Below are 25,515 nucleotides of genomic sequence, written 5' to 3'. Positions count from 1 at the left end.
TTCTTTTTTATTGCCTGTAAAATAGGCTACATTCCCTGGTTTAGCTCTAGTTGATGATTTACACTGCGGGTGATAGCATCCTCTTGGAAGGCATCGCCCGGCGAGGGGGTGTGGTGTGCATAGGCAATTTTGAGCAAAATCGGTGAGATAATCGATGTGAACATCACGATGAGCACGACCGGGGCAAACAGCTCTGGACTCATTAAGCCAACAGAAGCGCCTTTGTTGGCGACAATTAAAGCCACCTCACCGCGCGAAATCATGCCGCAGCCAATGCAAAGTGCATCGTGGTTATCGTAGCGGCAAAGCTTGGCACCAATACCGCAGCCGACTACCTTGGAAAGAACCGCAACCAGAACAAGCGCAATCGTGAACATTAGCATCGAGGTGGAGAAGTTGGGCACGGTCACCTTTAACCCAATCGAAGCGAAGAATACAGGGGAAAACATCATATAAGACAAAGTGTCAAAACGCTTGGCCACGTATTCTTTTACGTTGGTGCAAGAGATGATAAGCCCGGCGATATAGGCACCGGTAATATCAGCGACACCGAAAAAGCGGTCCGCGCAATAGCTCATTACAAGGCAAAAAGTAAATGCGATAATGATGAATCTGCGCAGGTCAGAGCCGTAGGAGTCGGTCCATTTTTTATAAAATCGGAAGAATAGGTAACCGGCAATGCCCGAAAAGGCGAAGAAGCCGACAAGCTGAAACACGATAGTGCTGATGCGAATTGAGGTATCGGCCATGCTGGTAATCAGTGTGAGAGCCACAATGCCGATAATGTCGTCGATAATCGCTGCGCCTAAAATAGCATTGCCGGATTTGGTTGTAAGCTTGCCCAATTCTTTAAGTGTTTCTACCGTAATCGAAACACTGGTAGCAGAAAGAATAACGCCGATAAAAATATTTTGCAGCAAAATCAAGTGCTGGTCAGGTCCAGCCGCCGGATAAAAGATGGAAGCGACTGCAAAACCGCCGACCACCGGCACAATCACACCCATCATGGCGATGATAAAAGCGGGCCCGCCCGACTTTTTCAAATCTTGCAGGTCAGTTTCTACACCGGCACCGAACATCAGCACGATAACGCCGATTTCCGCCACCTGCTCGATAAAATCAGTAGAACCCATTACATTGAAAACCGCAGGGCCAAGCAACAGCCCGGCCAGCAGCGCGCCAACTACCTGCGGCATTTTAAATTTGCGCGTCAAAAGCCCCAGCGCTTTGGTGGAAAAAAGAATAAGCGCGAGGCCTAATAAAAATTGCAAACTATCCATGAGCCTTCATTCCTTTCTAAAACCGCCGATGTGCTGGCCACTGCACGACCAACACGCCGACTTCTGATCTTCTTGCAAAAATCAGAAACACCATGAAAGGTGCAAGCTACATCTTATCACTAACCGAAAAAATAGCAATCGGTAAAACAACTATTTATTCAAGATGGATTTGGTGAAAACAAACAAGAGATTTCAAGAAAAACAAAAAGCGTAAAAAAAGCGAAATTTTTTCGATTTTTTCTGAAGTTTGAAGTAGAAAACCGCTGGAAACTTGAATTTTTTCGAGCAAAGAAATCGCTAAAAATCTTCTCGCACACATGAAAAAACCGCTGCCGGAAAGGATGCGGCAGCGGTTTTTAGCAATATTCTATTCTTCGTCTTCTAACTGCAACCGGCGGTAGCGGTCCGTCACATTGTCCACGAATTCTTTCTCGGAATCAGAAAGCTGGCAATCTTTCAAGGTGATAATGCCAAATTCTACGCGCTCTTTGCAGTTGGGAATGGGCATTGAAAGCACCTGATACATAGAGTCCTGTGTGGTGAATCCTTGAATTCCAATGGTGTAAAAATTACTGGAAGCAATTAGGTGTAGCAGTGCTGCGCGCCCGTAGACATAGGTGATTTTGGGAGAGTTGTTGAGATCCAGATGTACATTTTCAGTGGCGATATTGTAAATGAAATCCTCGTATTGGCCGTAATAGCGCACAAAGCCGTACTCTTGCAAAGCTGCAAGAGTTACCGGCTGCCCACGCTGGATCAGCTCGTGATTTTTCGAAATTACGATATGCAGCGAAAGTGAGGCGATGGGGGTAACAGTGATACCTTTTTGCTCAAGAGAAGACCGCATATGTGCGCTCTCATGACTGGCAAAATGAATAACGCCGACGTCTGCGGTGCCAGTAAGCACGTCGTCGATAACGTCTACTGTGGAGCCTTCGTTTAGGCGATAAGAAAAACTTTCAAGGTTTTCGTTGTGGCAACACACTTCGTTAAAGCTTTCCATTGTATGTGAAAACTTGGTCATAGAAAGGCTTAGCCGGTCTTTATCCGGCTTTACTTTGCGCGAGAAACGCTTGAGGTTTTCCATTTCCCGTAAAATTGCGTTTGAGTGCTCTAAAAACTGTTCGCCTTCCGGGGTCAACACGACACCCTGTTTGGTACGCTGAAAGAGATCGAAGCCTACGTCGGTTTCGATTTCTTTAATAATGTGGCTTAGGTGTGGTTGCGAAATATAGAGCGATTGAGCCGCTTTGTTGATAGAGCCGTATTGGGCAACCGCAACAAAAAACTCAAGATGCTTAATATTCATCGTTTGTTTGACCTCCATATTTTAAACGTTTTAAGCGTGACGACTTTTCTTTCTTTTATATTTATTATATACTATTTCAGGATCTTTTGTTGAAGTATGTTGAAGTTTTCTGTTGTAAAAACTGACAAAAAGAAAACCGAAGGTTATGGCATTACTGCTATACGGGTAGGCGATAGCGGTTATATCTAAACGGTATTAGCGCAATGCACAATATCATGGTAGAATGTGATAGAAAAGAATACATAGTGCCTAACCGTGTATCGCAACTTGTAATAGCAAGGAGTAAGCATAACCATGATTCAGCAAACAATTGATGACGCACTGGCCTACGCAAGAGGCTTTATCAAAGAGGGAAAAGTAGCTACGTACATTCCTGAACTTGCAAAAGGAAACCCGGACCATGTGGGCGTGTGCCTGGTTACCAAAAAAGGCGAAACCTACCACGCAGGGGATTGGCAACAGGAATTTACGATGCAGAGCATTTCAAAAACGATGTCTCTGATTTTGGCACTTGAGCTGGTTGGCTATGATAAGGTGTTCAGCAAAGTAGGCGTAGAGCCTACCGGTGACGCGTTCAACTCGATCGTAAAGCTGGAGACCAAGACGCTTCATCCGCTTAACCCGATGATTAATGCTGGTGCGATTGCCACTGCAAGCTGCTGCGTAGGCGGCGAAGATCCGTTTGGAAGATTTCTTGATTTGGTACGCACACTGTGTGGACGTGATACCATTACGCTCAATGAAGCGGTTTACCTTTCTGAGAAAAAGGCAGGTATGCGCAACCGTGCAATGGCTTATCTGATGCAGAGCGAAAACATTTTAGAGTGTGATGCAGAAGAAGCACTTGATTTGTATTTTAAAATGTGCTCTGTCAGCATTCATACACAAGACCTTGCAAATTACGCTGTAATTCTGGCAAACGATGGCTGCCATCCCGTTACCGGAGAGCGCATTGTAGAAAGCTGGATTGTACGTATCGTGAAAACACTGATGGTGACCTGCGGTATGTACGATGGCTCTGGCGAATTTGCAATCAAAGTGGGAATTCCCGCGAAAAGCGGTGTAGGCGGCGGTATTGTCGCTTCCGTAGAAGGCCAGATGGGCATTGCGGCTTTTTGCCCTGGTCTGGATGCGAAAGGAAATAGCATTGGCGCCTACCGTATTTTAGAATATTTATCTCGTCATCTGAACCTGCATTATTTTGCAGGTACTGATAAAAAAGTTGTGTAACGGCTTCGGCCGAGGCGTTTTCTGTTTATTATTTTAAAAAAGGAGGGCAGGAATGGTTCATATTCTGCAGTGATTTTAAGCATGCTGTGGAATGGGAGCAGGAAAACAGACGTTTGCCCGTGCAGTTTTACCGGTTTGGTTGGCCTGGTTTGCACAGGCGCACAAAACAATTTGCGGCGGGTACACTGCAAAGTGTACTTACACAAAATTCAAAGAAAGAGTGTGTTGTTTTATGATGTCTATTGTTAGCGCTCTCAACGGTGTTCTTTATTATCCTATTCTGATCATCGTTTTGCTTGCGGCTGGTATTTACTTTACTTTCCGTACGAAATTTATCCAGCTGCGTATGTTCAAAGAATCCATTAAAGTTGTTGCTGAAAAGCCGACAAAAGAAGGTTCTATCTCTTCTTTCCAGGCTTTGATGGTTTCTACGGCATCCCGTGTGGGCACCGGCAACATCGTTGGTGTTTCCACCGCTATTTGCCTTGGTGGCTACGGCTCTGTTTTCTGGATGTGGATTATCGCTATCATTGGCGGTGCTTCTGCATTTATCGAGAGCACCCTGGCCCAGATTTACAAGCGGAAAGATGCCAATGGCGACAGCTACGGCGGCCCGGCTTACTACATTGAGACTGCGCTGAAAAACCGCGGGATCGCAGTAGTTTTCTCGGTTTTCCTCATTCTTACATACGCAGGCGGCTTTAATATGCTGGCTTCCTATAACCTGCAGTCCACCTTTGCGGTTTACAGCTTCTACGATCCCGCTGTTACTCCCTGGATCATTGGTGCAATCCTTGCTGTGCTGGTTGGCTACTGCATTATGGGCGGCGGCAAGCGCATTGTAAAAGCAACAAGTGCCATCGTCCCCGTTATGGGCATCATGTATGTTGCTGTTTCTCTCATCGTGCTTATTTTCCATTTCCGTCTTATCCCCGCTGTGTTTGCTCAGATTTTTGCTGAGGCATTTGACTTCCAGGCAATTTTCGGCGGCATTGCTGGTTCCTGCATGATGTACGGCATCAAACGTGGTCTCTATTCCAACGAGGCTGGTGTTGGTTCTGCTCCTAACGCGGCAGCTGCTGCGGACGTTAGCCACCCTGTAAAACAGGGCCTGGTACAGATGCTCTCCGTCTTTATTGACACCCTGCTGCTTTGCACTGCAACCGCGCTGATGTGCCTTTGCTCCGGCATTGCACCGAGCGCAGAACTCGCAGGTGCTGCCTATGTACAGCAGTCTATCTCTACTGTGTTTGGCAAACTTGGCCCCGTATTCATCACCATCGCAATGGTTCTGTTTGCATTCACCACCCTGCTGGGCAACTTCTTCTATGTAGATAACTGCCTTGCATTCATCAATAAAAAAATGCCGGGCAAAAAATTCATGATCGGCTTCCGTGTGCTTGCTGTTGCAGTCATCTTTGTTGGTGCGGGCCTGAGCATGGGCGCTGCATGGGATATTGCAGACCTCATGATGGCTCTGATGTGCCTGATCAACCTGCCGGCTTGCGTCATTTTGGGCAACATTGCTTTGAAAGCAACCAAAGACTACGAGAAGCAGAAAAAAGAAGGCAAAAACCCGGTCTTCAAAGCGGCTGACATTGGCTTGAATCCTGACGAACTGGAATATTGGAAATAATTCGATAGGAGTATTACAATGTATCCGCGTGTACGCATTTATCTAGAGCGTATTCGGAACAATGCAAGCATCGTGGCCGGCCTTTGTGCCGGCCACGCGCTTTCTGTCACCGGCGTCACCAAGGTGGTGCGGGGTGACCCAAAAATTGCACAGGCCTTTTTGGATGCCGGAGTGAACAAAATCGGTGATTCTCGCGTAGAGAATCTTGCTCGTCTCAAAGGGCTTGATGCAGAAAAATGGCTGATTCGTCCGCCGATGCGCAGCGAAGTAGCGGCACTGGTAGAGCATGCAGATGTGTCGCTGAACTCTGAGCTTGCGACGATTGATGCCATTAATGAAGCGGCTGGCGCATGCGGCAAAAAGCATAAAGTGATTTTGATGGCAGACCTTGGCGACATTCGCGAAGGCTATGTGGATTACGATGAACTGCTGAAAGCCGCAGAGCAGGTGGAGCGGATGACCAATGTAGAACTGTATGGCATCGGCACCAACCTCACTTGTTTTTCTTTCATCCAGCCGGATGAAAGAAAAATGCAACAGCTTGCCAGCCTTGCTCAACGCGTGAGCGAACGGGTAGGCCGTGAAGTCAGCGTCGTCAGTGGTGGCAACTCCGCAACGTTGGATTTGATGCTGCGTGGAGGTATCTGCGAAGGTGTCAACAACCTGCGTCTGGGCGAATCTCTGCTGTTTGGTAAAGAGCGAGCACAATATCGCTTTTTGCCTGGCACCCGCAATGATGCATTTATTCTGGAATGCGAAATTGTGGAACTAAAAGAAAAGCCCTCCTTGCCATGGGGCCAGATTGGGGTGGATTCTTACGGAAACCGCCCGAGCTTTGAAGACCGCGGCAAGCGGCTTAGAGCGGTCTGTGCCCTCGGCAAACAGGATTTTGATGCAGAGACCGCGGTGCCGTTGGATGAAGGCATTACGATGCTGGGAGCGAGCTCTGACCATTTGATGCTGGACATTACCGATAGTAAACGCAGCTACCAGGTAGGAGATATCGTAGAATTAAAGCTTGGTTACTTTGCCACGTTGCGTGCGTTCACCTCTGAATACGTAGAAAAAGTTTATATCGATTAAAGAAAAAGGACAGGCCGAAGCCTGTCCTTTTTAATTTATTCTGTGATTTCTTCGAGCTCTTGCAGCCAAATGGTACTGAAAGCATCGCTGGGCATGCGCCAGTCGCCACGGGGCGAAAGGGAAACGCTGCCAACTTTGGGACCATCCGGCAGGCAGTTACGTTTGAACTGCTGATTGAAAAAGCGGCGGCAGAAAATTTTGAGCCATTTCAAAATGACTTCCGGCGCAAAAACACCGTCAAAGGCATAAACCGCTAAACGATACACTTTGCGTGGAGAAAAGCCAAAGCGCACCAGATAATAAAGATAGAAATCGTGCAAGTCATAGGGGCCTACAATGTCCTCAGTGCGCTGTGCAATGTCATCTTCCTGCGCGGGCAAAAGCTCGGGGCTTACCGGGGTGTCGAGAATATCGTTAAGCACCGCAGCCAGGGTCGGTTCGCTCGTATCAGCGACATACTGCACGATATGCCGAACCAGCGTTTTGGGAATGGAAGCATTTACGCCGTACATTGACATATGGTCGCCGTTATAAGTTGCCCAGCCAAGCGCAAGCTCCGAAAGATCGCCTGTGCCAACTACCAGGCCGTTCTGTGCATTTGCAATGTCCATGAGTACCTGTGTGCGTTCACGCGCCTGGGTGTTTTCGTAAACCACATTGTGATTCGCCTCGTCATGCCCGATGTCGCGGAAATGGCAGCGAACCGCTTCTGTAATCGGAACTTCGCGGAAAGTCACACCGAGCTCTCGGCACATCTCTTCTGCATTGGATTTGGTGCGGCTGGTGGTGCCAAAGCAGGGCATTGTCACCGCGATGACATCGGTGCGGGGACGATGCAGCAAGTCCATGGCGCGTACGGCTACCAGCAGGGCCAGGCAGCTGTCTAGGCCGCCGGAGATGCCGATGACGAGGGAAGAGCAGTGGGTGTGCTCTGCACGCCGTGCAAGCCCGTGTGCCTGAATGGACAAGATGTCCTGACAGCGCCCGTTGCGGTCCTGTGCGTCGGACGGGATAAAGGGGTGCTGGTCGATGGTACGGGTCAGTTTGGTTTCTTCCATCGGCAGGCTGAAAAAGGTCTGTGCAAAGTCAGAGGCAGCATCAGAAACGAAGGAGGAAACGCGCATACGCTCATGGCTAATGCGCTGCAAGTCCAGCTCCGTGATGGTAAGGCCGTCTTTGTAGAGGGCGCTTTCGGCAAGCAGGGTTCCGTTTTCGGCAATCATATTGTGCCCGGCGAAAACGAGGTCGCTGGAAGATTCGCCAAGGCTAGCGCTGGCATATAGATACCCGCAGTAAAGCCGCGCGGATTGCCCAGTGACGAGAGAGCGGCGATAAGAAGCCTTGCCGACGGTTTCGTTGCTGGCAGAAGCGTTGACGATTACGTTGGCACCGGCCAGTGCAAGAGCGCCAGAGGGCGGGATGGGAACCCAAAGGTCTTCACAGATTTCAACGCCAATCCGGAAGCCCGGCATCTCTCGGCAGCAGAAAATCTGTTTGGTGCCAAACAATACCTGCTGGTCGCCCAGTGAAACCATACAGTTGCCACTCGGTGCAGGGGCGAACTGACGGCGCTCGTAAAATTCGCTGTAATTAGGGATATTGGTTTTTGGGACGATGCCCAAAACTTGCCCTGCACAGAGCACGGCAGCGCAGTTATAGAGCTTATCGGCGACCTGAAACGGCACGCCTACGACTAAAACCACATTCAAATTGCTGGTTTCCTCGGCAATGCGCAAAAGTTGGGTAGATGCGGATTGCAGTAGGCAGCTTTGTAAAAACAAATCACCACAGGTATAGCCGGTCAGGCTTAATTCAGGAAAAGCAACAAGCCGTACGCCTTCGCTGTTTGCTTGCCGCGCAAGCGCTATCATTTCGTCCGCATTGCGTACGGGGTCTGCCAATTTCATTGTGGGTGAGGCGACCGCTACTTTAATAAAACCATCTCTCACACTTTATCCTCCATTCGGGTCCCATGTACATTTTTCGAGTTCAATTTTATTATACCCCCGCGCCAGTTCAAATTCAACGAGGGGCAGGATAAATTTGTAAATACAGGCTTGCATTTGCGAATTTGAAGTATTATAATAGATGAGCAATCTTAAATTTTACACTTGGGGGCGTAGCTCAGCTGGGAGAGCGTACGGTTCGCATCCGTAAGGTCGTGAGTTCGATCCTCATCGTCTCCACCAAGTAAAAGAGGCATAAGCAAGCTGTTTTGGCTATGTTTATGTCTCTTTTTGTTTTCTTGGCTACCACTAAATTGCGCGTTTGCCGCGCTTATTTAAAAAAATACAAGTCCAGAAGCCTATCAAAAGGAGATGTGCCGTTAAGTGGTCTTCAACAAAAACATAGCATTAAAACTCCTGGCGTAACCATCCTGCGTACCGCCAGTTTGAAGTGCTCAATTAGAAGTGAAAGAAAAGAATATAATTATTTTCTTTCCAAAACCTTTTATAATACTATATAATAAAAGAGATAAATGAGTCGAAAATTTTACTTGATCTGAAGAGCTTTGTTAATGGTAAAATAATTGCTCGGTGCTGCAGGCTGATGCAAGCACACTCAATATAATAAGAAACACTGTTTTCTTTTAGGAGCGTGAAAATAGAGTGCGACATAAAAAAAGCTTAGAAACAAAGTGCCGAATCTCTCAGTGCGCGTTGGATTTATTTGCCCAAAGCGGCATCATGGATATTTCCGTAAAAGAAATTACAGAGAAGGCACAAATAAGCAAGCCAACCTTTTATTATCATTATTCCTCTAAATACGAATTGCTTAATGAGATGATACATCGATATGATGATGAATTTTATGGGAATTCCTCGGTTTCCTTTGAAAGTCGTTCGGTCGAAACGCAGCTGTGTAACCTGCTGGAAAAAGGCTTTGTATTTATCCAAGAGAAAATCGGGGTACGTCTAATTCGTGAATTTTACCAAAGTGGGTTAAGCGATAGAACTTCACTTCAAGGTATGTCTTTTGATGGGAATCGGATTTTTCATGAAATAGTAACCCTAGTAGAAGAGGCTCAGGCCCAAGGCGTGTTTCCGTCTGAGCGTAGTGCCCGCCAGATAGCAGAATATACTTTATGCGCAGTCAACGGGATACTCTATACTTGGTGTGCTAGCGATAACCGTTTTGACCTGGTGACGAACGGAACCGCTTGGTTGAAATTGGTAATTAAAGGCATATGCGCCACTTGAAAACAATGAAGCTTAAAGAAGGAAAGGAGCGCTAAAATGACAGAACAAGAATATGCACAGTGGAAAAACGCATATGGGAAAGAATATCGCCTAAAAGCGCGGTATGCGATGCTGGAAGAAGCGCTGCAAGAAGATAAAGAACATCAGCAAGAGCACTTGTTGAGGCTGCGCTTTTGGCAGCAACGATATGGAGACCAGCCTGCTCAGGCGAAGCTGCCAGACAGGTATGTAGGCGTCTGGATGGATATGCTTTACTCGGCAACAAATGGCAGCGGCTGGTTCGGTAAAAAGCGGTTGACGCGAGATTTAACCCGCAACCTAACTGTTTTAGGTGTCGAAATTGCAGAAGAAAGCGCACGTGCGGAAGAAATGCTTTATGAAGAGCTCTGTGCCATGATGCGATTTTATATCTACACTTGCACCAAAGATGGGAAATACGGCTCGCAGCTATTTGGCACGATGCCGCTTGGAGAAGAAAAGGTAATGGGAAAAATTGCAGACGAAATTACCCGTGTGACAAGAGAACTGCCAAAACAGGCAGGACTGAGCAAAGAATATACAATATTATATAAAGCCGCGAAAACTGCTTTTGAAGAAACGTTTCCGGGCGAAACCTTAGCCGAAGAAACAAAATGAATGGGAAAAAGGGGCAGATACTCAATGAAGAAAACAGCTTGGATTACAGGCGCTTCCGGCGGCATTGGCAGTGCAATTGCAGTGCTGTTTGCGCAAAACGGATACCGTGTGGCGCTGGGGTATCAACACGGTAAGCAAAAGGCTGAGGCCTTGGCGCAAGAACTTTGCGCCGCCGGCTTTGAGGCGCTGGCGGTTGGTGGCGACCTCGCGAACCGCCAAACTGCGTTTGCGGCAGCACAGACGATTCAAGAAACCTTTGGAAGTTTGGATGTGTTGGTAAACAACGCCGGCATTTCTCAAGTAGGGCTGTTTGACTGCATGACGGAAGAAGAGTGGCGCAGAATTTGCGGCGCAAATCTCGACTCTGCGATTTATTGCAGCCAAGCTGCGTCAAAATACATGATTTCCCGCAAAAGCGGTAATATCATCAACATAGCGTCGATGTGGGGCGAAGTAGGGGCCTCTTGTGAAGTTGCCTACTCTGTGACCAAAGCGGGCCTCATAGGGCTTACCAAGGCGCTTGCAAAGGAGCTGGGGCCCTCTGGGGTCCGAGTGAACTGCGTTTCCCCGGGAATGATAGATACTGAAATGAACGCACACCTTGCCGCAGCAGAAGTTGCTGAAATTGCCGATGAAACCCCGCTGGGCAGAATAGGTACTCCAGCCGAGGTGGCGCGTGCGGTTTTATTTATGGCAGGAGAGGAAGCTTCGTTTATCACGGGGCAGGTATTGGGCTGCAATGGCGGCCTGGTTGTCTGAGAATCCGCTTGCTTTTTTTTGACTTGGCAGGTATAATGATGCTGTATCACTTTAAAGTGAAAAATGAAATGGAGGAAGCCTGGATGCCGGTCAGAAATATTATGGATAGTCCAGAAGTGGATGAGCTTTTTCAAACGATTCGCATGCTGGACAATGCAGAAGAATGCCGTAACTTTTTTGAAGACCTTTGTACTGTGAAAGAATTGCGGGATATGGCGCAGCGTTTGCATGCAGCGAAGATGCTGCTCGCGGGTGCTACCTATGAACAAATTCAGCAGCAGGTCGAAATTAGCACTGCAACCATTAGCAGGGTGAATCGGTGTATCCAGTATGGGGCAGGCGGGTATGAAACCATGCTTGGCCGACTGGCGGAAAAGCCGAAAGAAAATTAATTTAAAAAAATTCAAAAAACGTGTTGACAAAAACGTTTTTATGCGGTAAAATAAATCTCGTCGCCTGAGCGGTACAAACCTCAGCGACGAGGGACATGCGGTCTTAGCTCATCTGGTAGAGCGCCACCTTGCCAAGGTGGAGGTAGCGAGTTCGAGCCTCGTAGACCGCTCCAATGTCACTAAAAAGTGGCATAAAAATGACAATATCATATTGACACAGCACCATCAATGTGGTATTATGTTAAGTGTTGGCCTTAACAAATGGGAGCATAGCTCAGCTGGGAGAGCATCTGCCTTACAAGCAGAGGGTCACAGGTTCGAGCCCTGTTGTTCCCACCATTTGGCCCGGTAGTTCAGTTGGTTAGAACGCTAGCCTGTCACGCTAGAGGTCGTCAGTTCGAGCCTGATCCGGGTCGCCAATTTGCCTCTGTAGCTCAGTCGGTAGAGCAGGGGACTGAAAATCCCCGTGTCGATGGTTCGATTCCGTCCGGAGGCACCAATATGCGGTCTTAGCTCATCTGGTAGAGCGCCACCTTGCCAAGGTGGAGGTAGCGAGTTCGAGCCTCGTAGACCGCTCCAAGTTGGTGCTGTAGCCAAGTGGTAAGGCAAGGGTCTGCAAAACCCTCATGCGACGGTTCAAATCCGTCCAGCACCTCCACGGTGAAAAAAAGACAGTCGTAAGACTGTCTTTTTTTTATTTATTCTAGAATTTTATCTTATATGCAATGAGCATAGCCCGGTTTTAAAACAGAAGAAGAGAATCCGTAAAAAAATAATATGGTTGCCCTTTATTAGTGTCAAACCGCAAGAAAAAACCATATATTTGCTTTATATCTGAAAAAGCTTGATTTTTAAGTGCTTTTTAGGTTTAATGGAACTAAGAAATATTCTTGGTATCATTTCAGAAAGCGGTGAACGACATGAATTTGAATGCGATGATTGCACATTTTACACCTCAGGTGCAGCTGATTTATCTGGTACGGATTTTTGCTGCGGCTGTTATGGGTGGCTTGGTTGGGCTGGAACGCAGCCACAGGCAAAAAAATGCCGGTATCCGCACGCACATTATAGTGGCGATGGGTGCATCCTTGGTGATGATTGTTTCCAAATACGGCTTTTTTGACGTACTGGCGAATCCATCAATTGGTTTGGACCCTTCTCGTATTGCTTCTAATGTGGTGACTGGCATCAGCTTTTTGGGGGCAGGGGTTATCTTTGTGCGCCGAGGGTCTACCAAAGGCCTTACGACGGCAGCCGGTATCTGGACAACAGCCGGTATTGGTATGGCAATTGGTGCAGGCATGTACTTATTGGGTGCGCTGGCGACGATTTTAATGTTGCTGGTGCAACTGGTCTTCCACGGCCCATTGCAGCGGCTGGAGGGCAATCTTTCCGAAACATTCACCGTAGAGCTTCGGCCACAGGCTAATGCGGCCAGCGCCTTTGTAGAGCTGTTGCGGAGCAAAGGGTTCGACGTAACAGTGCAAAGCTTTGAAAAGAAGGCAAACTCGCAGGTGCTACGCGTAGAAGTGTTTGGCAAGCCGCAACCGTCTGGAGACCAGATGCTGGCTTTCTGCGAGGCGGACCCTAATGTTTTAGCATTTAAAAACTAAAAAAACCGCTTTAGCAACAAAATGCTAAAGCGGTTTTTTTATGGCTAGAAATATTTTCGAACCAGTTCACATACTTCGCCGAGCAGCAGCACACCCTCATTTTCATACTCCGTTGCCGAAAAGCAGATAGGAGGCGCGGAGGCGCTTAAAGCGGTGGCAATCACAGTTTCTTCTGCAAAAAAGACTTTACGAACATACAAAGACTTTTTGTAGAGAAAAGCAATTAAACTTTCAGGTTCGATGCTGGGAATAGCACGGATGACCAACAGATCTCCTGGATGAATTTCCGGTGTCATGGAGTCATCAGGCATGGTGATACGTTGCGTTTCAGGTAATGTGGTTCTGATGCCATAAGCAGCCGATTCAGAAGCTAAAAGAATTGCTTCTGGAAATGTAGGTGCACAAGGCGCATAATTATTGTGCCCTCCCGTAAGTGCATCCACAGACACTCCAAATTCGTTCGCAATACGAATTAAAGTAGTATAAGTTGGCTTATTTCTTCCCGCTTCCCACATACCAACGGTAGATTGTGATACGCCAAGGCGTTTTGCCAAATCTACCTGAGACCATTTGTTTCGCTCCCGTAGCCGTTTTAGATTAATTTGAAACACAGGCTTCTCCTCTATAATCATAATTATTGAGTATGTCATATAACATTATGGCATATCTTAACAGAATTTAAATAGTTTTATATAAAACACTCATTGTTCTTGCTGAAACACAAAATATTAAATCACAAAATGTGATTTAATATCCAATAAATGTGTTAATAAGAATTTACCAATTCTGTTAGTCTGAAAGAATACAGATTTCTTGGATTTGCAAAAAAATCGATGTTTCATAGGGCATAAGGCCTAAAAAGTGCCACTTCACGGACGTTAAGCATAAAATGCAACAGAGGTGAGGATATGGTAGAGTTTGCGAAGATGCAAGGCTGTGGGAATGATTTTATCTTAATGCATAGGGAAGACTTACGGTGGCCTGTTTCGCCATTTGCGAAAATGGTGTGTGACCGCAAATTTGGCGTTGGTGCAGATGGTCTGTTGATGGTGGCACCCAGCCAAAAAGCGACTGTGCGAATGGTTTACTACAACTCGGATGGCAGCCCCGCATCTTTTTGCGGCAACGGGATTCGCTGCTTTGCGCGTTATGTGCGCGATCAGGGCTTCGCTGACAGCGACCAATTCACCATTGAAAGTGATGCAGGTATCCATAAAGTGCGGTTAATCAGCGGGGGCAGCGTCAGTGTAGAGATGGGTAAGCCGCAGTTTGAGCCTGCTGAGATTCCAGTGCTTCTGCCGGGCAAGCAGGTACTAAATAGAGATTACCATAATAAAAAAATAAGCTGTGTTAAAATAGGTGTACCGCATACCATCTGGTTCGTAAAAGATTGCGAGGAGCCCGACCTGGTAAAAGAAGCAAAACTATTTGAGCATAATCCGGATTTCCCCGACAGCACGAATTTTAGTGCTGCAACTATCCTGGCACCCGATGCACTGGCGGTACGCACCTGCGAGAGAGGTGCGGGCCTTACCTTGGCGTGCGGTAGCGGTTGCTGTGCGGCTGTTGCCGTAGGGCAGCAAATGGGATTGCTGCGTCCCCAAGTGACCGTAACCACCGAAGGTGGGCGCGTGCAGGTGAAAAGAGACGCAGAGGGTGTTTTGTGGCTTACAGGGCCAGCACAGTGGATCTGCCGGGGGCGCCTTTGCGGAGAGCTGCTTGCGCGGATGCAGGAAAAAGGATAGAATAATGCCGAGGTGAGAAAAATCGAGCGACGTGAATTGATATTAGAAGGTAGTGTGCAGGGCGTAGGCTTACGCTGGTTTGCAAAAATGACCGCAGAAAGGCTTTACCTAGCAGGATGGGTGCAAAACCAGGAAAATGGCACTGTGGTAATAGAAGTGCAGGGTCCGTGTGGGCAGATTGATTTATTTTGCGAAATTTTGCAAGCGGGGCGGGCTTTCATTAGTGTGGAGCAAATGCAGCAAAGGAAGCTGCCGTTGGAAAAAGAAACGCAATTCATTATCCGATAGATATAAAAAAGGCACCCGGGCAGAAAATTCTGGCCGGGTGCCTTTGCGTTTATTGAGATAAGTTAAAAAGGTGCGCCTACGTCGCTGCCACCATTGACGGTATAAACCCACGAAATGGTTTCACCGCCGGAGAGAACGTAGTTGTTAGCGCCCGTGGAGGCAAAGGCGCCATTTACCTGATAAAGCCATCCACTTGCGCCGCCGCAATCGCGCTCAGACAAGCCGCCAACGGAAGAAACGTATCCTCCGTTGGCGCTGTAAGCGACACCGCTGGCTGCAAGTGCATCTAAAACGGTGCTGCCGGGTGCTAAAGAAACAGTAGTGCCGCCAAGTACGGTAGCAGAGCCGCCATTTACGCTGTGCCCCGCCTGAATTGCCGCAGAGCAATCCGCAGAAATCGTGACGGTAATTTGCGCGGGGGGTACAGGAGCTGGCGCAGGTGCAGCCGGAGCCGTGGAAGGGGGTGTGGCGGTTGGCGCTGGAGTAGCAACCGCGGAAGATGCTGGACGCCCTGTATCAGACGACGAGGAAGCGTCTGGCACAGGTGTTGGTTCTGCAACCGGCAGCAGCGCATGGGGAATGCTGGTTGCAATTTGCGGCATAGAAGAAGATGCTGGCGCAGGTGGTGCGCTTGTGCAACTGCAAAGCAGCGCTACGGCAACCAGCAGCGAAAATAGTTTTTTCATTCAAACCAATCCTTTGTTTTAAAGTAGATACAAAACCGCAAAGGTGCCTATCGGCTTTTCTTTTTGAGCAAGATAAATGCTACCAGCAAGACCGCTGCGATACCGGCAAAGGCTGCCAAAGCGGGAAGATAAGCAGTGGAGGGGAGAGCCGCAGTAGGTACCGGCTCTTCTGGCAGGCTTGCAAGCAGATAATTGCCCTCGGTTTGCAGGCTGCACATTGCATAGCCGTCTTGTAGGGTAAGAGGCACGCTGGAGCCAAGGCTGCCGTCTGCCTGCACAGCGTAGCAGTGCGTAGCGTTTCCGCTATAAGGCAATACCAGCGTGAAACTGCCAGAAATGTCGAGCCCCTCAGCAGAAATACGAAAGCCGGTGGCCTCTGGGCCAAACTTTTCTTGCTGCTCGGCAGAAAGGATAGTGGGGTCAAATAAAATGCAAAAATCCTTTGCCGGTACAGCGAGGTCTCCCGGTCCAAAGCTAACGGTGTAGGTGCCATAATCAAGCACAAGCCTGCAATTTTTTGTAGTATTGAGTTGCGCAATCAGCTCTTTGGAAACTTTCGTTTCAGGCGTAAGGGAAAGGCGGCAATATTCTGCGTTTTCAGCAAGGCTTTTTTCAAGTGCGGCAAGTTGCTGGGCACTAGAAGCTTCTAACGTCTCTTCAGGAGCTGCCTCAGGCTTCACCAAAACCGCAGCAGGCTTTTTCTTTGCAGGGGAAGCACTAGCATTAGGCTTTGCGCTGCTTTCCGGTGCGGGGGAGATGGTATCGGGCGCAGGGGTGGTGCTGGGGGTAGGTGTGGGGTCTGGACGCACAGGCACAGGCTGCAGCGCCAATGCTTGCAGGGTGCCGCTGTCGTTGCCATAAAGCAGTAAGCCGCTTTCGGTCAGCACGGGGCTGAAAGTAGCATAGTTTTGCACCGTAGGCGTGTAAAGCGTTTGCTGCGTTAGCGCTTTTTGCTGGGTATGGTAGGTAAAGCGAAGCAGCGGTGCATCTGCTGTGTTTTGTACGGCATAAAGCGCAACCCCCTCGCTGTTAGCAATGGCAAGCGGGGAAGACTGTATCGGCCCTGCGGTTTGCAGTTGTGCCTGCAAATTAAGCGTGGCTGCATCGTATACGGCACAAAAGCCGTTGCCGCCAAAAGCGCCGCCGACAGCAAAAACGAGGCCATTTGCGATGACAGGTGAACAGACGCTGGATGCGGGGAGCTCTGCTTTTGCCGTTTGTTGCAGCTTATTTGACACAATTTCGAAACGGTACAGCAGGCCTTTTGCGCTGGTTACATAAACGGCATTTTGCTCGTAGACCGGGAGGCTGCGTACAGCACCCTCAACGGGGGCGGTGTCAAGCTGGCTGCCATCCTTACTTAACAGTGTCAGCATTCCGCTTTCGTCTGCCAAAACAATGTTTTCGCCAGCCATGGTAGCACCGCTGCCATAGCAACTGGCTGCACCATAGGTGTTCGTCCACACCTTCTGTCCGCTTGCATCCGGAGCGGCGGCGGGGTCTAGCATGGCAATCGTGCCGGATTGACTGGTGTAGTCATAAAAGCCGCAGAACACTTTGCCATAGATGTAAGACACCGGGGCGAGCGCCTGCAAAGAGCTGCCGCCGAGCGCTGAAGTGCGCCATAAAGAGCGCATCGTGGTGGCATCTAGGCATTCCACTACACCACCGTTCAATGGCACGAAAATCTGGCCTTCTGCATAGGCCAGCATCGCAGCATATCCGGTTTCGCCGGCAAGTGCAGTTTCTTTTTCCACCTCGCCGGTTTCCAGGTTCAGTCTGAGCAATTTATTATCCCGTGCAAGGTATAGCTTGCTATCTACGCAGATAGGGCTGCCAGGGTAGCTGGTCAATCCACCGCTCGCGGAGTTACTGCTTTCCCAGCGCAGCGTGGCAGATTCCTCTGCAAAAGAAAGTTTTGCATTTTGCACCACCGCGTTGGCGGTGCTGTTTTTGCGAAAACTGCCCCAAAAAGCAGAGAGCGCAGCGTTTTCCGGCAGGTCGCGTACCAAAGTCAATAGGGTGGTTTCGGTTTGGCCGGAGCAGGTAACGCTGATGGGCAACTCCGTTACGAGCCCGGTCAGCGTAACAGTAACTGATCTTTCTTTATTACCGTTAGACGAAAAAGAGGAGCTGCCAATCACAAAATTGGTAGCCGAAGGGTCTTTCGGCTTTGCAGTTACGACCAGGGTTTCGGCATTCTGCGGCAGGTGAACGGTGTAGCGTTGCACAGCAGGCGAAAAATCGAGGGTGCCGGCGGAAAGACCGAGTGCTTCCAGCGCGGTCGTGTAAGCACCAACCGTTAGTGTAATGTCTTTGGTTTTTGTGGTAGCACCGGTTGCGGTGATGGTCGCGGTAAGCACTACCGGCGCATCCGGTTGCCCAGCAGCGGGCCGCTTGACACTGTGTGTAGAGTAAGAGCCAATCGAAACAGCAGAAGACGAGCTTTTCCAAGTGATTTTCACTCCGCTGTACCCGGTCATGCTTTTGACGTTTGTCAGGCTTTTGGTAACAAAAGAGGCATCTTCATTGGTGCTTTTGATATCATGAAAGGACAGAACCTCAGCAACGGTATCTACCCGCTCTTGCGCGGTAAGTGTTTTAGTGTTGACTGTGTAAGTGATGGTCTGCTCGTAAAAGACACCCAAACGTGCAAAGCGTAGTGTGACCGGTGCCTTGCAATAATACTGGTTAAACGTGATGGTGCCATCCGGCGCGATGTTGGTGTTTTCAGAAGCCACGATGGAAACTTTAATTTCAGAATGGCCCGCCGTAGCCAGCTTGTCTTCCCATACCATAATCAAATTACTGGGGCCGGAAGCGGAGAGCGACGAAGAAACATAAACAGAGGAAACAGCATCTTTTATTTGCTGTTCTACTTCTGCTTTTGTCATAGCTTTAACGGTGGCGGTAAACTCTTTTATCGCAGCTTCTGCGCCGCAGCGAATGGTTGCGGTAAGATGGACCGTCTGATCTGCCTGTGGATAAGCAGGGCGCACGACAAGCCCGTCCGCATTGATGGCCGCATTATCACTTTGCCAGGTGATGGTAGTGCCGCGTCGCCCTGCGGTGGGCAGCGAGAGGTTTGCAGTGACAGCGCTGAGGTCACCAATGTCCAAAATACTCTTGTCGTAGGCAACCGCCTGCGCATCGGTCATCGGGGGCGGATCGGTAATGGTAACCAGCGCGTAAGGGCGACTGATATCCTGTGCGCACACAAAAGGTGTGTTGTGATAATAACCGCTCAGCCGCTTTGCGGAAACCACATAGGTGCCAGGCTTGCTAAAAACAGCTTGCGTGGTGCCGTCTGCTTTCACCGCTTCACCTACGGCGTCGGTCGTGTTGGGCACCGTCATGCTGGTATCATAGAACAGAAGCTCTGCACCTTCTATAGAAGCAGGATTTCCCGTCATGCCGGAAAAACCGAGAAGCTGCAGGGCAATGGGGTCGCCGGTATAGCCGCTTATTGATTTTTGTGTAAAGTAAGCATAATTTCCGCTAAGTGTGCTGCCCGAGAACCACATATCGTAGAGCACAAAGGTATCGCCGGAAGTGAGCGGATAATCCGCAAGGGTATATCCAATCCCGTTGTCACGTACCGGGTAACGGTCATTAATGGCGAACATGAAAGAAGTGTCGGTCAAAAGGTTTCCGCCGCTTTCGGGGATGTTGTTGGAGCCTTTCAGCCCCATGAAATTGGTAACAAACCCGGTACTGGTTACTTCGATTACATCTTTAGGTTCCATTCCGTACACGTTGATGCAGTATTCTGCAAGCAGGTGCAGCGGGGTGAAATAACCGGGATCCTGCTTTACGGTTAGCCCGTAATCGGCCAGCGGCTTATACACCTCAGGCATCGTAATTTTCGTGGGAGCCTGGAGTGTAGAGTCGTACAGCTCGATGCGCAGTGTGGCAGTGATGGGACCAGCTGCTGCAAAAGATGCCGGGGCTTCGGGCGCAGGCGCAGCTGAGGTTGTTGGCATCGGTGAAGGCTCTGCGGCAGAAGAATCAGAGCCTTCCAGTAAGGCCGGTGCCACAGGGGTTTCTGCTGCTGGCGGTGTTGTTGGGTCAGCAGAAGACTTTTCGGGCGAAGCTGTAGCCTCAGGCGGCGCAGCAGCTTCTGCATCCGGTTCGCCTGGCAGCGCGCCAGAGGTGACTGACGAATTTGCCGCCAGCCCGGCTGTGCTACTGGCGAGAGCAGTTGCCGGCAGTGTGCCAAACAACAGGCAGACTGCCAGCAGTAAAGAAAGTATACGTTTCACATTTTCCTCTTTTCCGCCCTTTCGCGAAGAAAATGCAAAACAGGGCAACAAAAAAGCAGGCCCTGAGGCCTGCGGAAAACAAAAAACAAAGCCACGCCCACCATACCGGCAGCCGAGCCTTTTGCGCTCTGCACTCCACTTTCCTTCACCGAAAGAGTCATGTAACTATAAGGTATCCTGACTTGGAAGTAATAGCCCGGCAAGCGCCCTTCCCGCCGAAAGACAGTGGCATTGCGCTGCAAGTTCTTCCTCACAGTAGTGTGAGCTGTTGCGGATTTTCACCGCATTCCCTGTTTATAGCCAAATTATACCGGAAGAGCCGCAAAAAAGCAACTGCAACAAAATACACAAGAATCAAAATAAAGCCAAAACGATTTTCTGCTAATATTATGTGGTGACAGCGCACCGCGGACATGTTATCATGTTATTGCAAAGAAGATTGTTTGCCCATATAAACCTTCAAATTGGTGAAGGTGTATCTACGCAGAGGCCGTAACCTCTGTACTATGGGGGTCATTTTGTAATGGCGCTCGGGTTAAATGTCTGTTTTGTAAAAAAACCACTATTTAATGGAGGCTACTTATGAAAAAGGTCTACACCGGCAAAACCAAAGATGTCTATGCTCTCGAAAACGGCAATTATTTGCTGCAGTTCAAAGATGACGTAACCGGCGAAAACGGCGTGTTCGACCCCGGGGCAAACACCGTAGGGCTCTCGATTGAAGGCATTGGTAAGCAGAACCTTGCGATGTCTGAAATTTTCTTTAAAATTTTGAACGAAAAAGGCGTCAAAACTCATTTCGTTTCGGCCGATTTGGAAAACGGCACCATGGAAGTTCTGCCCGCAAAAACCTTTGGCAAAGGGCTTGAAGTCATCTGCCGCCTGCGCGCAGTGGGCAGCTTCTACAAACGTTACAGCGATTATGTGGAAGAGGGCACTCCGCTGGATACCTATGTAGAGATGACTTTTAAGAACGACGCAAAAGGCGACCCGCTGGTAACCAAAGACGGACTTGTAATGCTTGGCGTAATGACCGACGAGCAGTATGAAGCCACTAAAGTGCTGACGCAGAAAATCACCCGCATTGTTGCAGAAGCTTTAGCAGAAAAAGGCGTAGAGCTTTACGATATTAAATTTGAGTTTGGCTTTAACCAAGATGAAGTGCTGCTGATTGATGAGATTGCTTCGGGCAATATGCGCGTTTACAAAGATGGCGAAGTTATGGATCCGATGGTGCTGTCTGCAATGTTCCTCGCCTAATTTAATATAAATAGTTGCTCCCTTGCTGTGCTTTAACTCAGCAGGGGAGTTTTTTATTTGCAGCCGGTCACACTAACGGAAAACACCGATGGTTTTGATTAGAAACTGATATTTTACTTCTTAAGGCAGGCGCCGTATAATAACGATTAGGAGGAAGAATATGGAACAAAATAATCATAAATTTCTATTGCGAAAGCTGTTTTTTTCAACACTGTACATCAGTAGCTTTACCTTTGGCGGCGGCTTTGTGATTGTCACCTTCATGAAACGTAAATTCGTAGATGAATTGCACTGGCTAACCGAGCAGGAGATGCTGGACATGACAGCGCTGGCTCAGTCTTCACCGGGCGCGATTGCCGTAAACGCTTCGATACTGGTTGGCTGGCATATGGCAGGTGCACTTGGTGCGGCGGTGGCTGTGCTGGGCACTATTTTGCCGCCGATGCTGATTTTGTCTGTGATTTCACTTTTTTATGCCGCTTTTGCGTCGAACCCTTATGTCGCGCTGGTGCTAAAGGGCATGCAGGCGGGTGTTGCGGCGGTAATTCTGGACGTGGTATGCGGGCTGGGGCAAAACGTAGTAAAAGAAAAAAAACTGCTTTCGCTTTGCATTATGGCAGCAGCATTTATTGCTACCTTTGTGTTTGACGTCAATGTCGTTTACATTATCCTGGCAGCAGGGCTGATTGGCCTTTTGCGCGTTTATCTTCCGCTGAAGGGAGGACGCAAAAAATGATTTTGTTGCAATTGTTTCTTAGCTTTTTGCAGGTAGGCATGTTCAGCATCGGCGGCGGCTATGCCGCAATGCCACTGATACAAAACCAGGTAGTAGAGCTGCATAGCTGGCTTACAATGGCGGAATTTACCGATCTTGTCACGATTGCGGAGATGACCCCCGGCCCTATCGCTATCAATGCGGCAACCTTTGTGGGGACACGCGTTGCGGGCCCGCTGGGGGCGGTAGTTGCCACTTTCGGCAGCATTTTCCCGGCCTGTATCATCGTTTCGCTGCTGGCGTATGTCTACCGCCGCTATCAAAAACTACCGGCACTGCAAAGCGTATTGGGTTGCCTGCGGCCTGCGGTTGTGTCCCTCATTGCTGCGGCAGGGCTTTCCATCCTGCAAACAGTGATTTTTGCCGGCAGCGCCATTCAGCTTTCGGCTGTGGATTGGATCGGCGCAGTGCTATTCCTCGCTGCTTTTGTTATTCTACGCATTAAAAAATGGAACCCGATTTTAGTGATGAGCCTTTGCGGAGCAGCACGGTTAGCTGTTGGCCTTGTTATGAAGCTGCCTGCCGCTTAAATATTGATAAAGAAAAAGCACCGGTGCCATAAAAGGCATCGGTGCTTTTATTATGCTGATAAGAAAAGTTTAAGCGTGGTGGCTTACGCCGAGTGCTTTGCGGATAGGCACGAAGATTTCGTGGAAGAGCAAAGGCAGCATCGCGAATACAATAAGGCTCAGCCACTCACTGAAAGCAAGGGTAGCGGTGCCGAAAACGCCTGCAAACAGCGGAATCTCGGTAGCGCAAACCTGAAGCAGCAACCCTACGCCGAACGAGAGGAACATCAGCTTGTTCTGGTGGCGAAGGGTGATGAAGATGCTGGTGTCAACGTCGCGCATGCCAAGGCTGTGCCACAGCTGGCTGACAGCGAGGGTAGTAAATGCGAACGTCTGAGCTTTGGTCAGCAAATCGCCTACGAGCAGCGCGTCCAGAGATGCGACGTTGATTGGCGTGCCGGAAGCAAGCAGTTGAGAGACGGGGATATAAAGGAAAGCGCTGACTGTCATCAGTGCGATGAGGATGCCGTAGAAGATGGTAAGGAAAAGACCGCCGCCGGAGAAAAGGCCGTCTTTTTCAGAACGCGGCTGGCGCTCCATAATGCCACGGGGTTTTTCATCGGCGCCCAGTGCAAGTGCGGGCAAGCTGTCGGTGATAAGGTTAACCCACAGGATATGAACCGCTTTGAGCGGGCTGGCGAGGCCGACGACGATAGCACCGAACATAGCGGTAACTTCGCCCAGGTTAGAACCGAGCAGGAAGATGACCGTCTTTTTGATGTTGGCATAGATGCCGCGGCCCTCTTCGATGGCTTTTTCGATCGTAGAGAAGTTGTCATCGGTAAGCACCATGTCGGCAGCACCTTTTGCAACGTCGGTGCCGGTGATGCCCATTGCAACGCCGATATCAGCAGCTTTCAGGCTGGGGGCGTCGTTTACGCCGTCGCCGGTCATCGAAACTACTTTGTTATGAGACTTGAATGCCTGAACGATGCGCACTTTGTGAGTGGGGGAAACACGGGCGAACACACGCAGGTCGAGTACACGAGCATTCAGTTGCTCTTGTGTCATAGAATCCAGCTCTTCACCGGTGATGCACTGGCTTTCCTGCTCAGCGATGCCGAGCTCTTTTGCAATGGCAAAAGCGGTGTCGCGGTGGTCGCCAGTAATCATGATAGTGGTAATGCCGGCTTTGCGGAAGTTTGCAACCGAGGCTTTGGCTTCGGGGCGAGCCGGGTCAATCATACCGACAAGGCCGACAAAAGTGAGCTCTTCTTCGGTAGCGGTGCTGTCGCCATATTTAACAGCGAGGGCAAGCACGCGCAGTGCCTGTTTGGACATATCGCTTGCGGCACCGAGAATACGTTTTTTGTCTTCTGCGGTAATAGCACGGGTAACGCCGTTTTCGCAGATAGAAACACAGTGGGGCAGCAGCTGATCAACGGCGCCTTTGGTATAAGCGGCAATTTCCTCGCCGCGGCGGTGCACGGTGGTCATCAGTTTGCGGTCAGAATCGAACGCCTGCTCGTTGATGCGGGGAGCGGTTTCTTCGATGCCTTCGCGGGTAAGAGAGAGCGGTGCGCCCATATCCAGCAAGGCGAGCTCGGTGGGGTCGCCAATGCGGCTGCCATTTGCGGTAGAAGCATCGTTGCAAAGCACAAAGCCGTCCAAGAAAAGTCGATCCGATTCTGCATTCAGCTCGGCAACCGGCTTAACGTTACCATTGGACATTACCTGGATAACGGTCATCTTGTTCTGGGTGAGGGTACCGGTTTTGTCGCTGCAAACCACGCTGACTGCGCCAAGCGTTTCTACGGCGGGCAGACGGCGCACGATGCTGTTGACTTTAACCATGCGCTGCACACCAATGGCCAGCACGATAGTGACAACTGCGGGCAAGCCTTCCGGCACGGCAGCAACAGCAAGGCTGATAGCAGTAAGCAGCATTTCAATAATGTCACGCTTTTGCAGAATTGCGATGCCAAACAGTGCAACGCAGAGCACAATAGCGATGATGCCGAGCATTTTGCCAAGAACAGCCAGGCTCTTTTGCAGCGGAGTCAGCTCATCCGTGCTGGATTCCAGCATGGCAGCAATACGACCGATTTCAGTATCGGCAGCGGTTGCGATAACAACGCCTTCGCCACGGCCATAGGTAACACTGGTGCTGCTGTAAGCCATGTTGATGCGATCGCCCAGCGGAATTTCGCCTTCTGCCAGGAATTTTGCATCCTTTTCTACAGGAACACTTTCGCCGGTGAGGGCGCTTTCGTCCACTTTCAGGCTGGCGGTTGTTGTCAAACGCAGGTCGGCGGGCACTACGCGCCCGGCATCCAGCAATACAACATCGCCTTTTACCAGCTGAGCGGCCGGGATTTCGGATACAATGCCGTTACGCCGCACGGTAGCGGTCGGGCTGCTCATTTGTTTCAGCGCTTCCAGTGCGCGCTGCGCCTTGCCTTCTTGCACCATGCCAACAACAGCATTTAGCAGCACTACGCAAAGGATGATAACGGCGTCAGAATACTCTTTTAGAAAAACAGAGATGGCGGCAGCGCCTAGCAAAATGTAAATCATGGGATCTTTGAGCTGTGCTAGGAATGTCTGCAAACGGGTAGGGGGATCCTTTTCTTTGAGGGCGTTTTCACCATCTCTGGCGAGTCGGTCGGCGGCTTCTGCGGCGGAAAGACCAGAAGGGTTGCTTCCCAGCTCGAGAAAGACGTCCTCGCTGTGCTTTTGTTCGAACATGTGCGATTACCTCCAACGGTTTATTTTACAATTATGGTATAAAAAAAGACTTTTGATACAGATCTCTGCATCAAAAGTCTCGTTTCCTAAAAAGGTCCTCGTAC

Annotated in this window: 20 protein-coding genes, 7 tRNA genes and 2 riboswitches; of the genes, 20 read left to right on the top strand and 7 right to left on the bottom strand. The window is 49.5% G+C overall.

The genetic code is table 11. From position 1 onward, the window contains the following. Positions 1-26: 26 nt before the first annotated feature. On the bottom strand, positions 27-1,280 hold the full coding sequence (locus tag C1A11_RS02185; protein WP_102048782.1) for a cation:proton antiporter: 1,254 nt from the start codon (positions 1,278-1,280) through the stop codon (positions 27-29). Positions 1,281-1,647: 367 nt separating this feature from the next. After that, positions 1,648-2,589, bottom strand: a complete 942-nt coding sequence (locus tag C1A11_RS02180; RefSeq protein WP_102048781.1) for a LysR family transcriptional regulator — start codon at positions 2,587-2,589, stop codon at positions 1,648-1,650. Positions 2,590-2,886: 297 nt separating this feature from the next. Between C1A11_RS02180 and glsA the strand changes: the two genes are divergently transcribed. The 3 genes from glsA to C1A11_RS02165 all read left to right on the top strand — a co-directional run bounded on the left by glsA (position 2,887) and on the right by C1A11_RS02165 (position 6,538). Beyond that, positions 2,887-3,819 carry a glutaminase A gene (gene glsA, locus C1A11_RS02175; RefSeq protein WP_423242018.1) on the top strand — a complete coding sequence of 311 codons (933 nt, stop codon included), beginning with the start codon at positions 2,887-2,889 and terminating at the stop codon, positions 3,817-3,819. 232 nt (positions 3,820-4,051) lie between these two features. Beyond that, the gene (locus tag C1A11_RS02170) at positions 4,052-5,455 is read left to right on the top strand and encodes an alanine/glycine:cation symporter family protein (protein ID WP_102049217.1); all 1,404 of its coding nucleotides are present in this window, start codon (positions 4,052-4,054) and stop codon (positions 5,453-5,455) included. An 18-nt stretch (positions 5,456-5,473) separates the two neighbouring features. After that, entirely contained in the window at positions 5,474-6,538 is a 1,065-nt protein-coding gene (locus C1A11_RS02165; RefSeq protein WP_102048779.1) for an alanine/ornithine racemase family PLP-dependent enzyme, read from the top strand. 35 nt (positions 6,539-6,573) lie between these two features. On the opposite strand, the gene C1A11_RS02160 is transcribed toward C1A11_RS02165, so the two are convergent. Further along, on the bottom strand, positions 6,574-8,487 hold the full coding sequence (locus C1A11_RS02160) for an NAD(+) synthase (protein WP_102048778.1): 1,914 nt from the start codon (positions 8,485-8,487) through the stop codon (positions 6,574-6,576). 164 nt (positions 8,488-8,651) lie between these two features. Between C1A11_RS02160 and C1A11_RS02155 the strand changes: the two genes are divergently transcribed. The 12 genes from C1A11_RS02155 (at position 8,652) to C1A11_RS02100 (ending at position 13,138) form a co-directional block, all read left to right on the top strand. Beyond that, a tRNA-Ala gene (locus C1A11_RS02155) sits at positions 8,652-8,727 on the top strand. Between the two features lie 420 nt (positions 8,728-9,147). Beyond that, entirely contained in the window at positions 9,148-9,738 is a 591-nt protein-coding gene (locus tag C1A11_RS02150) for a TetR/AcrR family transcriptional regulator (protein WP_145995704.1), read from the top strand. Positions 9,739-9,774: 36 nt separating this feature from the next. Next, a complete protein-coding gene (locus C1A11_RS02145) occupies positions 9,775-10,374 on the top strand; it encodes a DUF6553 family protein (protein WP_102048776.1) in 600 nt (199 codons plus the stop codon). A 24-nt stretch (positions 10,375-10,398) separates the two neighbouring features. Beyond that, positions 10,399-11,133, top strand: coding sequence for an elongation factor P 5-aminopentanone reductase (gene ymfI / locus C1A11_RS02140; protein ID WP_102048775.1), 735 nt, complete (start codon positions 10,399-10,401; stop codon positions 11,131-11,133). Positions 11,134-11,216: 83 nt separating this feature from the next. After that, positions 11,217-11,525 carry a YerC/YecD family TrpR-related protein gene (locus C1A11_RS02135; RefSeq protein ID WP_102049216.1) on the top strand — a complete coding sequence of 103 codons (309 nt, stop codon included), beginning with the start codon at positions 11,217-11,219 and terminating at the stop codon, positions 11,523-11,525. A 97-nt stretch (positions 11,526-11,622) separates the two neighbouring features. Then, positions 11,623-11,698 (top strand) — tRNA-Gly (locus tag C1A11_RS02130). Positions 11,699-11,788: 90 nt separating this feature from the next. Beyond that, positions 11,789-11,864 (top strand) — tRNA-Val (locus C1A11_RS02125). 3 nt (positions 11,865-11,867) lie between these two features. Then, positions 11,868-11,944 (top strand) — tRNA-Asp (locus tag C1A11_RS02120). Between the two features lie 4 nt (positions 11,945-11,948). Beyond that, positions 11,949-12,024: transfer RNA gene (locus C1A11_RS02115), tRNA-Phe, on the top strand. 4 nt (positions 12,025-12,028) lie between these two features. Beyond that, positions 12,029-12,104, top strand: a tRNA-Gly gene (locus C1A11_RS02110). Between the two features lie 4 nt (positions 12,105-12,108). After that, positions 12,109-12,183: transfer RNA gene (locus C1A11_RS02105), tRNA-Cys, on the top strand. A gap of 262 nt (positions 12,184-12,445) precedes the next feature. Beyond that, complete coding sequence (locus C1A11_RS02100; RefSeq protein ID WP_242965786.1) at positions 12,446-13,138, top strand: MgtC/SapB family protein; 693 nt, start codon at positions 12,446-12,448, stop codon at positions 13,136-13,138. Positions 13,139-13,182: 44 nt separating this feature from the next. Here C1A11_RS02100 and C1A11_RS02095 read toward each other — a convergent pair whose 3' ends face one another. Continuing rightward, complete coding sequence (locus C1A11_RS02095; RefSeq protein WP_180950214.1) at positions 13,183-13,749, bottom strand: LexA family transcriptional regulator; 567 nt, start codon at positions 13,747-13,749, stop codon at positions 13,183-13,185. A gap of 297 nt (positions 13,750-14,046) precedes the next feature. Between C1A11_RS02095 and dapF the strand changes: the two genes are divergently transcribed. Beyond that, entirely contained in the window at positions 14,047-14,883 is an 837-nt protein-coding gene (gene dapF / locus C1A11_RS02090) for a diaminopimelate epimerase (RefSeq protein ID WP_102048773.1), read from the top strand. 12 nt (positions 14,884-14,895) lie between these two features. After that, positions 14,896-15,171 (top strand): acylphosphatase, encoded by a 276-nt coding sequence (locus C1A11_RS02085; RefSeq protein ID WP_102048772.1) that lies wholly within the window; start codon positions 14,896-14,898, stop codon positions 15,169-15,171. Positions 15,172-15,233: 62 nt separating this feature from the next. Here the strand turns inward: C1A11_RS02085 and C1A11_RS02080 are convergent, their stop codons facing one another. Both C1A11_RS02080 and C1A11_RS02075 read right to left on the bottom strand, forming a co-directional pair. Then, positions 15,234-15,857, bottom strand: a complete 624-nt coding sequence (locus C1A11_RS02080) for a DUF4430 domain-containing protein (RefSeq protein WP_102048771.1) — start codon at positions 15,855-15,857, stop codon at positions 15,234-15,236. 47 nt (positions 15,858-15,904) lie between these two features. Then, positions 15,905-20,119: an immunoglobulin-like domain-containing protein gene (locus tag C1A11_RS02075; protein WP_102048770.1), complete on the bottom strand. Its 4,215-nt coding sequence runs from the start codon at positions 20,117-20,119 to the stop codon at positions 15,905-15,907. 152 nt (positions 20,120-20,271) lie between these two features. Continuing rightward, positions 20,272-20,452: riboswitch (cobalamin riboswitch) on the bottom strand. 94 nt (positions 20,453-20,546) lie between these two features. After that, a riboswitch (purine riboswitch) is annotated at positions 20,547-20,646 on the top strand. A gap of 55 nt (positions 20,647-20,701) precedes the next feature. Between C1A11_RS02075 and C1A11_RS02070 the strand changes: the two genes are divergently transcribed. The 3 genes from C1A11_RS02070 (at position 20,702) to C1A11_RS02060 (ending at position 22,684) form a co-directional block, all read left to right on the top strand. Beyond that, a complete protein-coding gene (locus C1A11_RS02070; RefSeq protein ID WP_102048769.1) occupies positions 20,702-21,379 on the top strand; it encodes a phosphoribosylaminoimidazolesuccinocarboxamide synthase in 678 nt (225 codons plus the stop codon). 160 nt (positions 21,380-21,539) lie between these two features. Further along, positions 21,540-22,115 (top strand): chromate transporter, encoded by a 576-nt coding sequence (locus tag C1A11_RS02065; protein WP_102048768.1) that lies wholly within the window; start codon positions 21,540-21,542, stop codon positions 22,113-22,115. Further along, complete coding sequence (locus C1A11_RS02060; protein ID WP_102048767.1) at positions 22,112-22,684, top strand: chromate transporter; 573 nt, start codon at positions 22,112-22,114, stop codon at positions 22,682-22,684. The genes C1A11_RS02065 and C1A11_RS02060 overlap by 4 nt, the downstream gene beginning before the upstream one ends. A gap of 69 nt (positions 22,685-22,753) precedes the next feature. Here C1A11_RS02060 and C1A11_RS02055 read toward each other — a convergent pair whose 3' ends face one another. Beyond that, positions 22,754-25,411, bottom strand: coding sequence for a cation-translocating P-type ATPase (locus C1A11_RS02055; protein WP_102048766.1), 2,658 nt, complete (start codon positions 25,409-25,411; stop codon positions 22,754-22,756). Between the last annotated feature and the right edge of the window lie 104 nt (positions 25,412-25,515).

It is taken from the genome of Pygmaiobacter massiliensis, from assembly GCF_900199435.1.
In the GTDB taxonomy this organism is placed as follows: Bacteria; Bacillota; Clostridia; order Oscillospirales; family Ruminococcaceae; genus Pygmaiobacter; species Pygmaiobacter massiliensis.
Note: the sequence above shows the minus strand (reverse complement) of the source record. Positions and strands in the feature narration are given on the sequence as shown.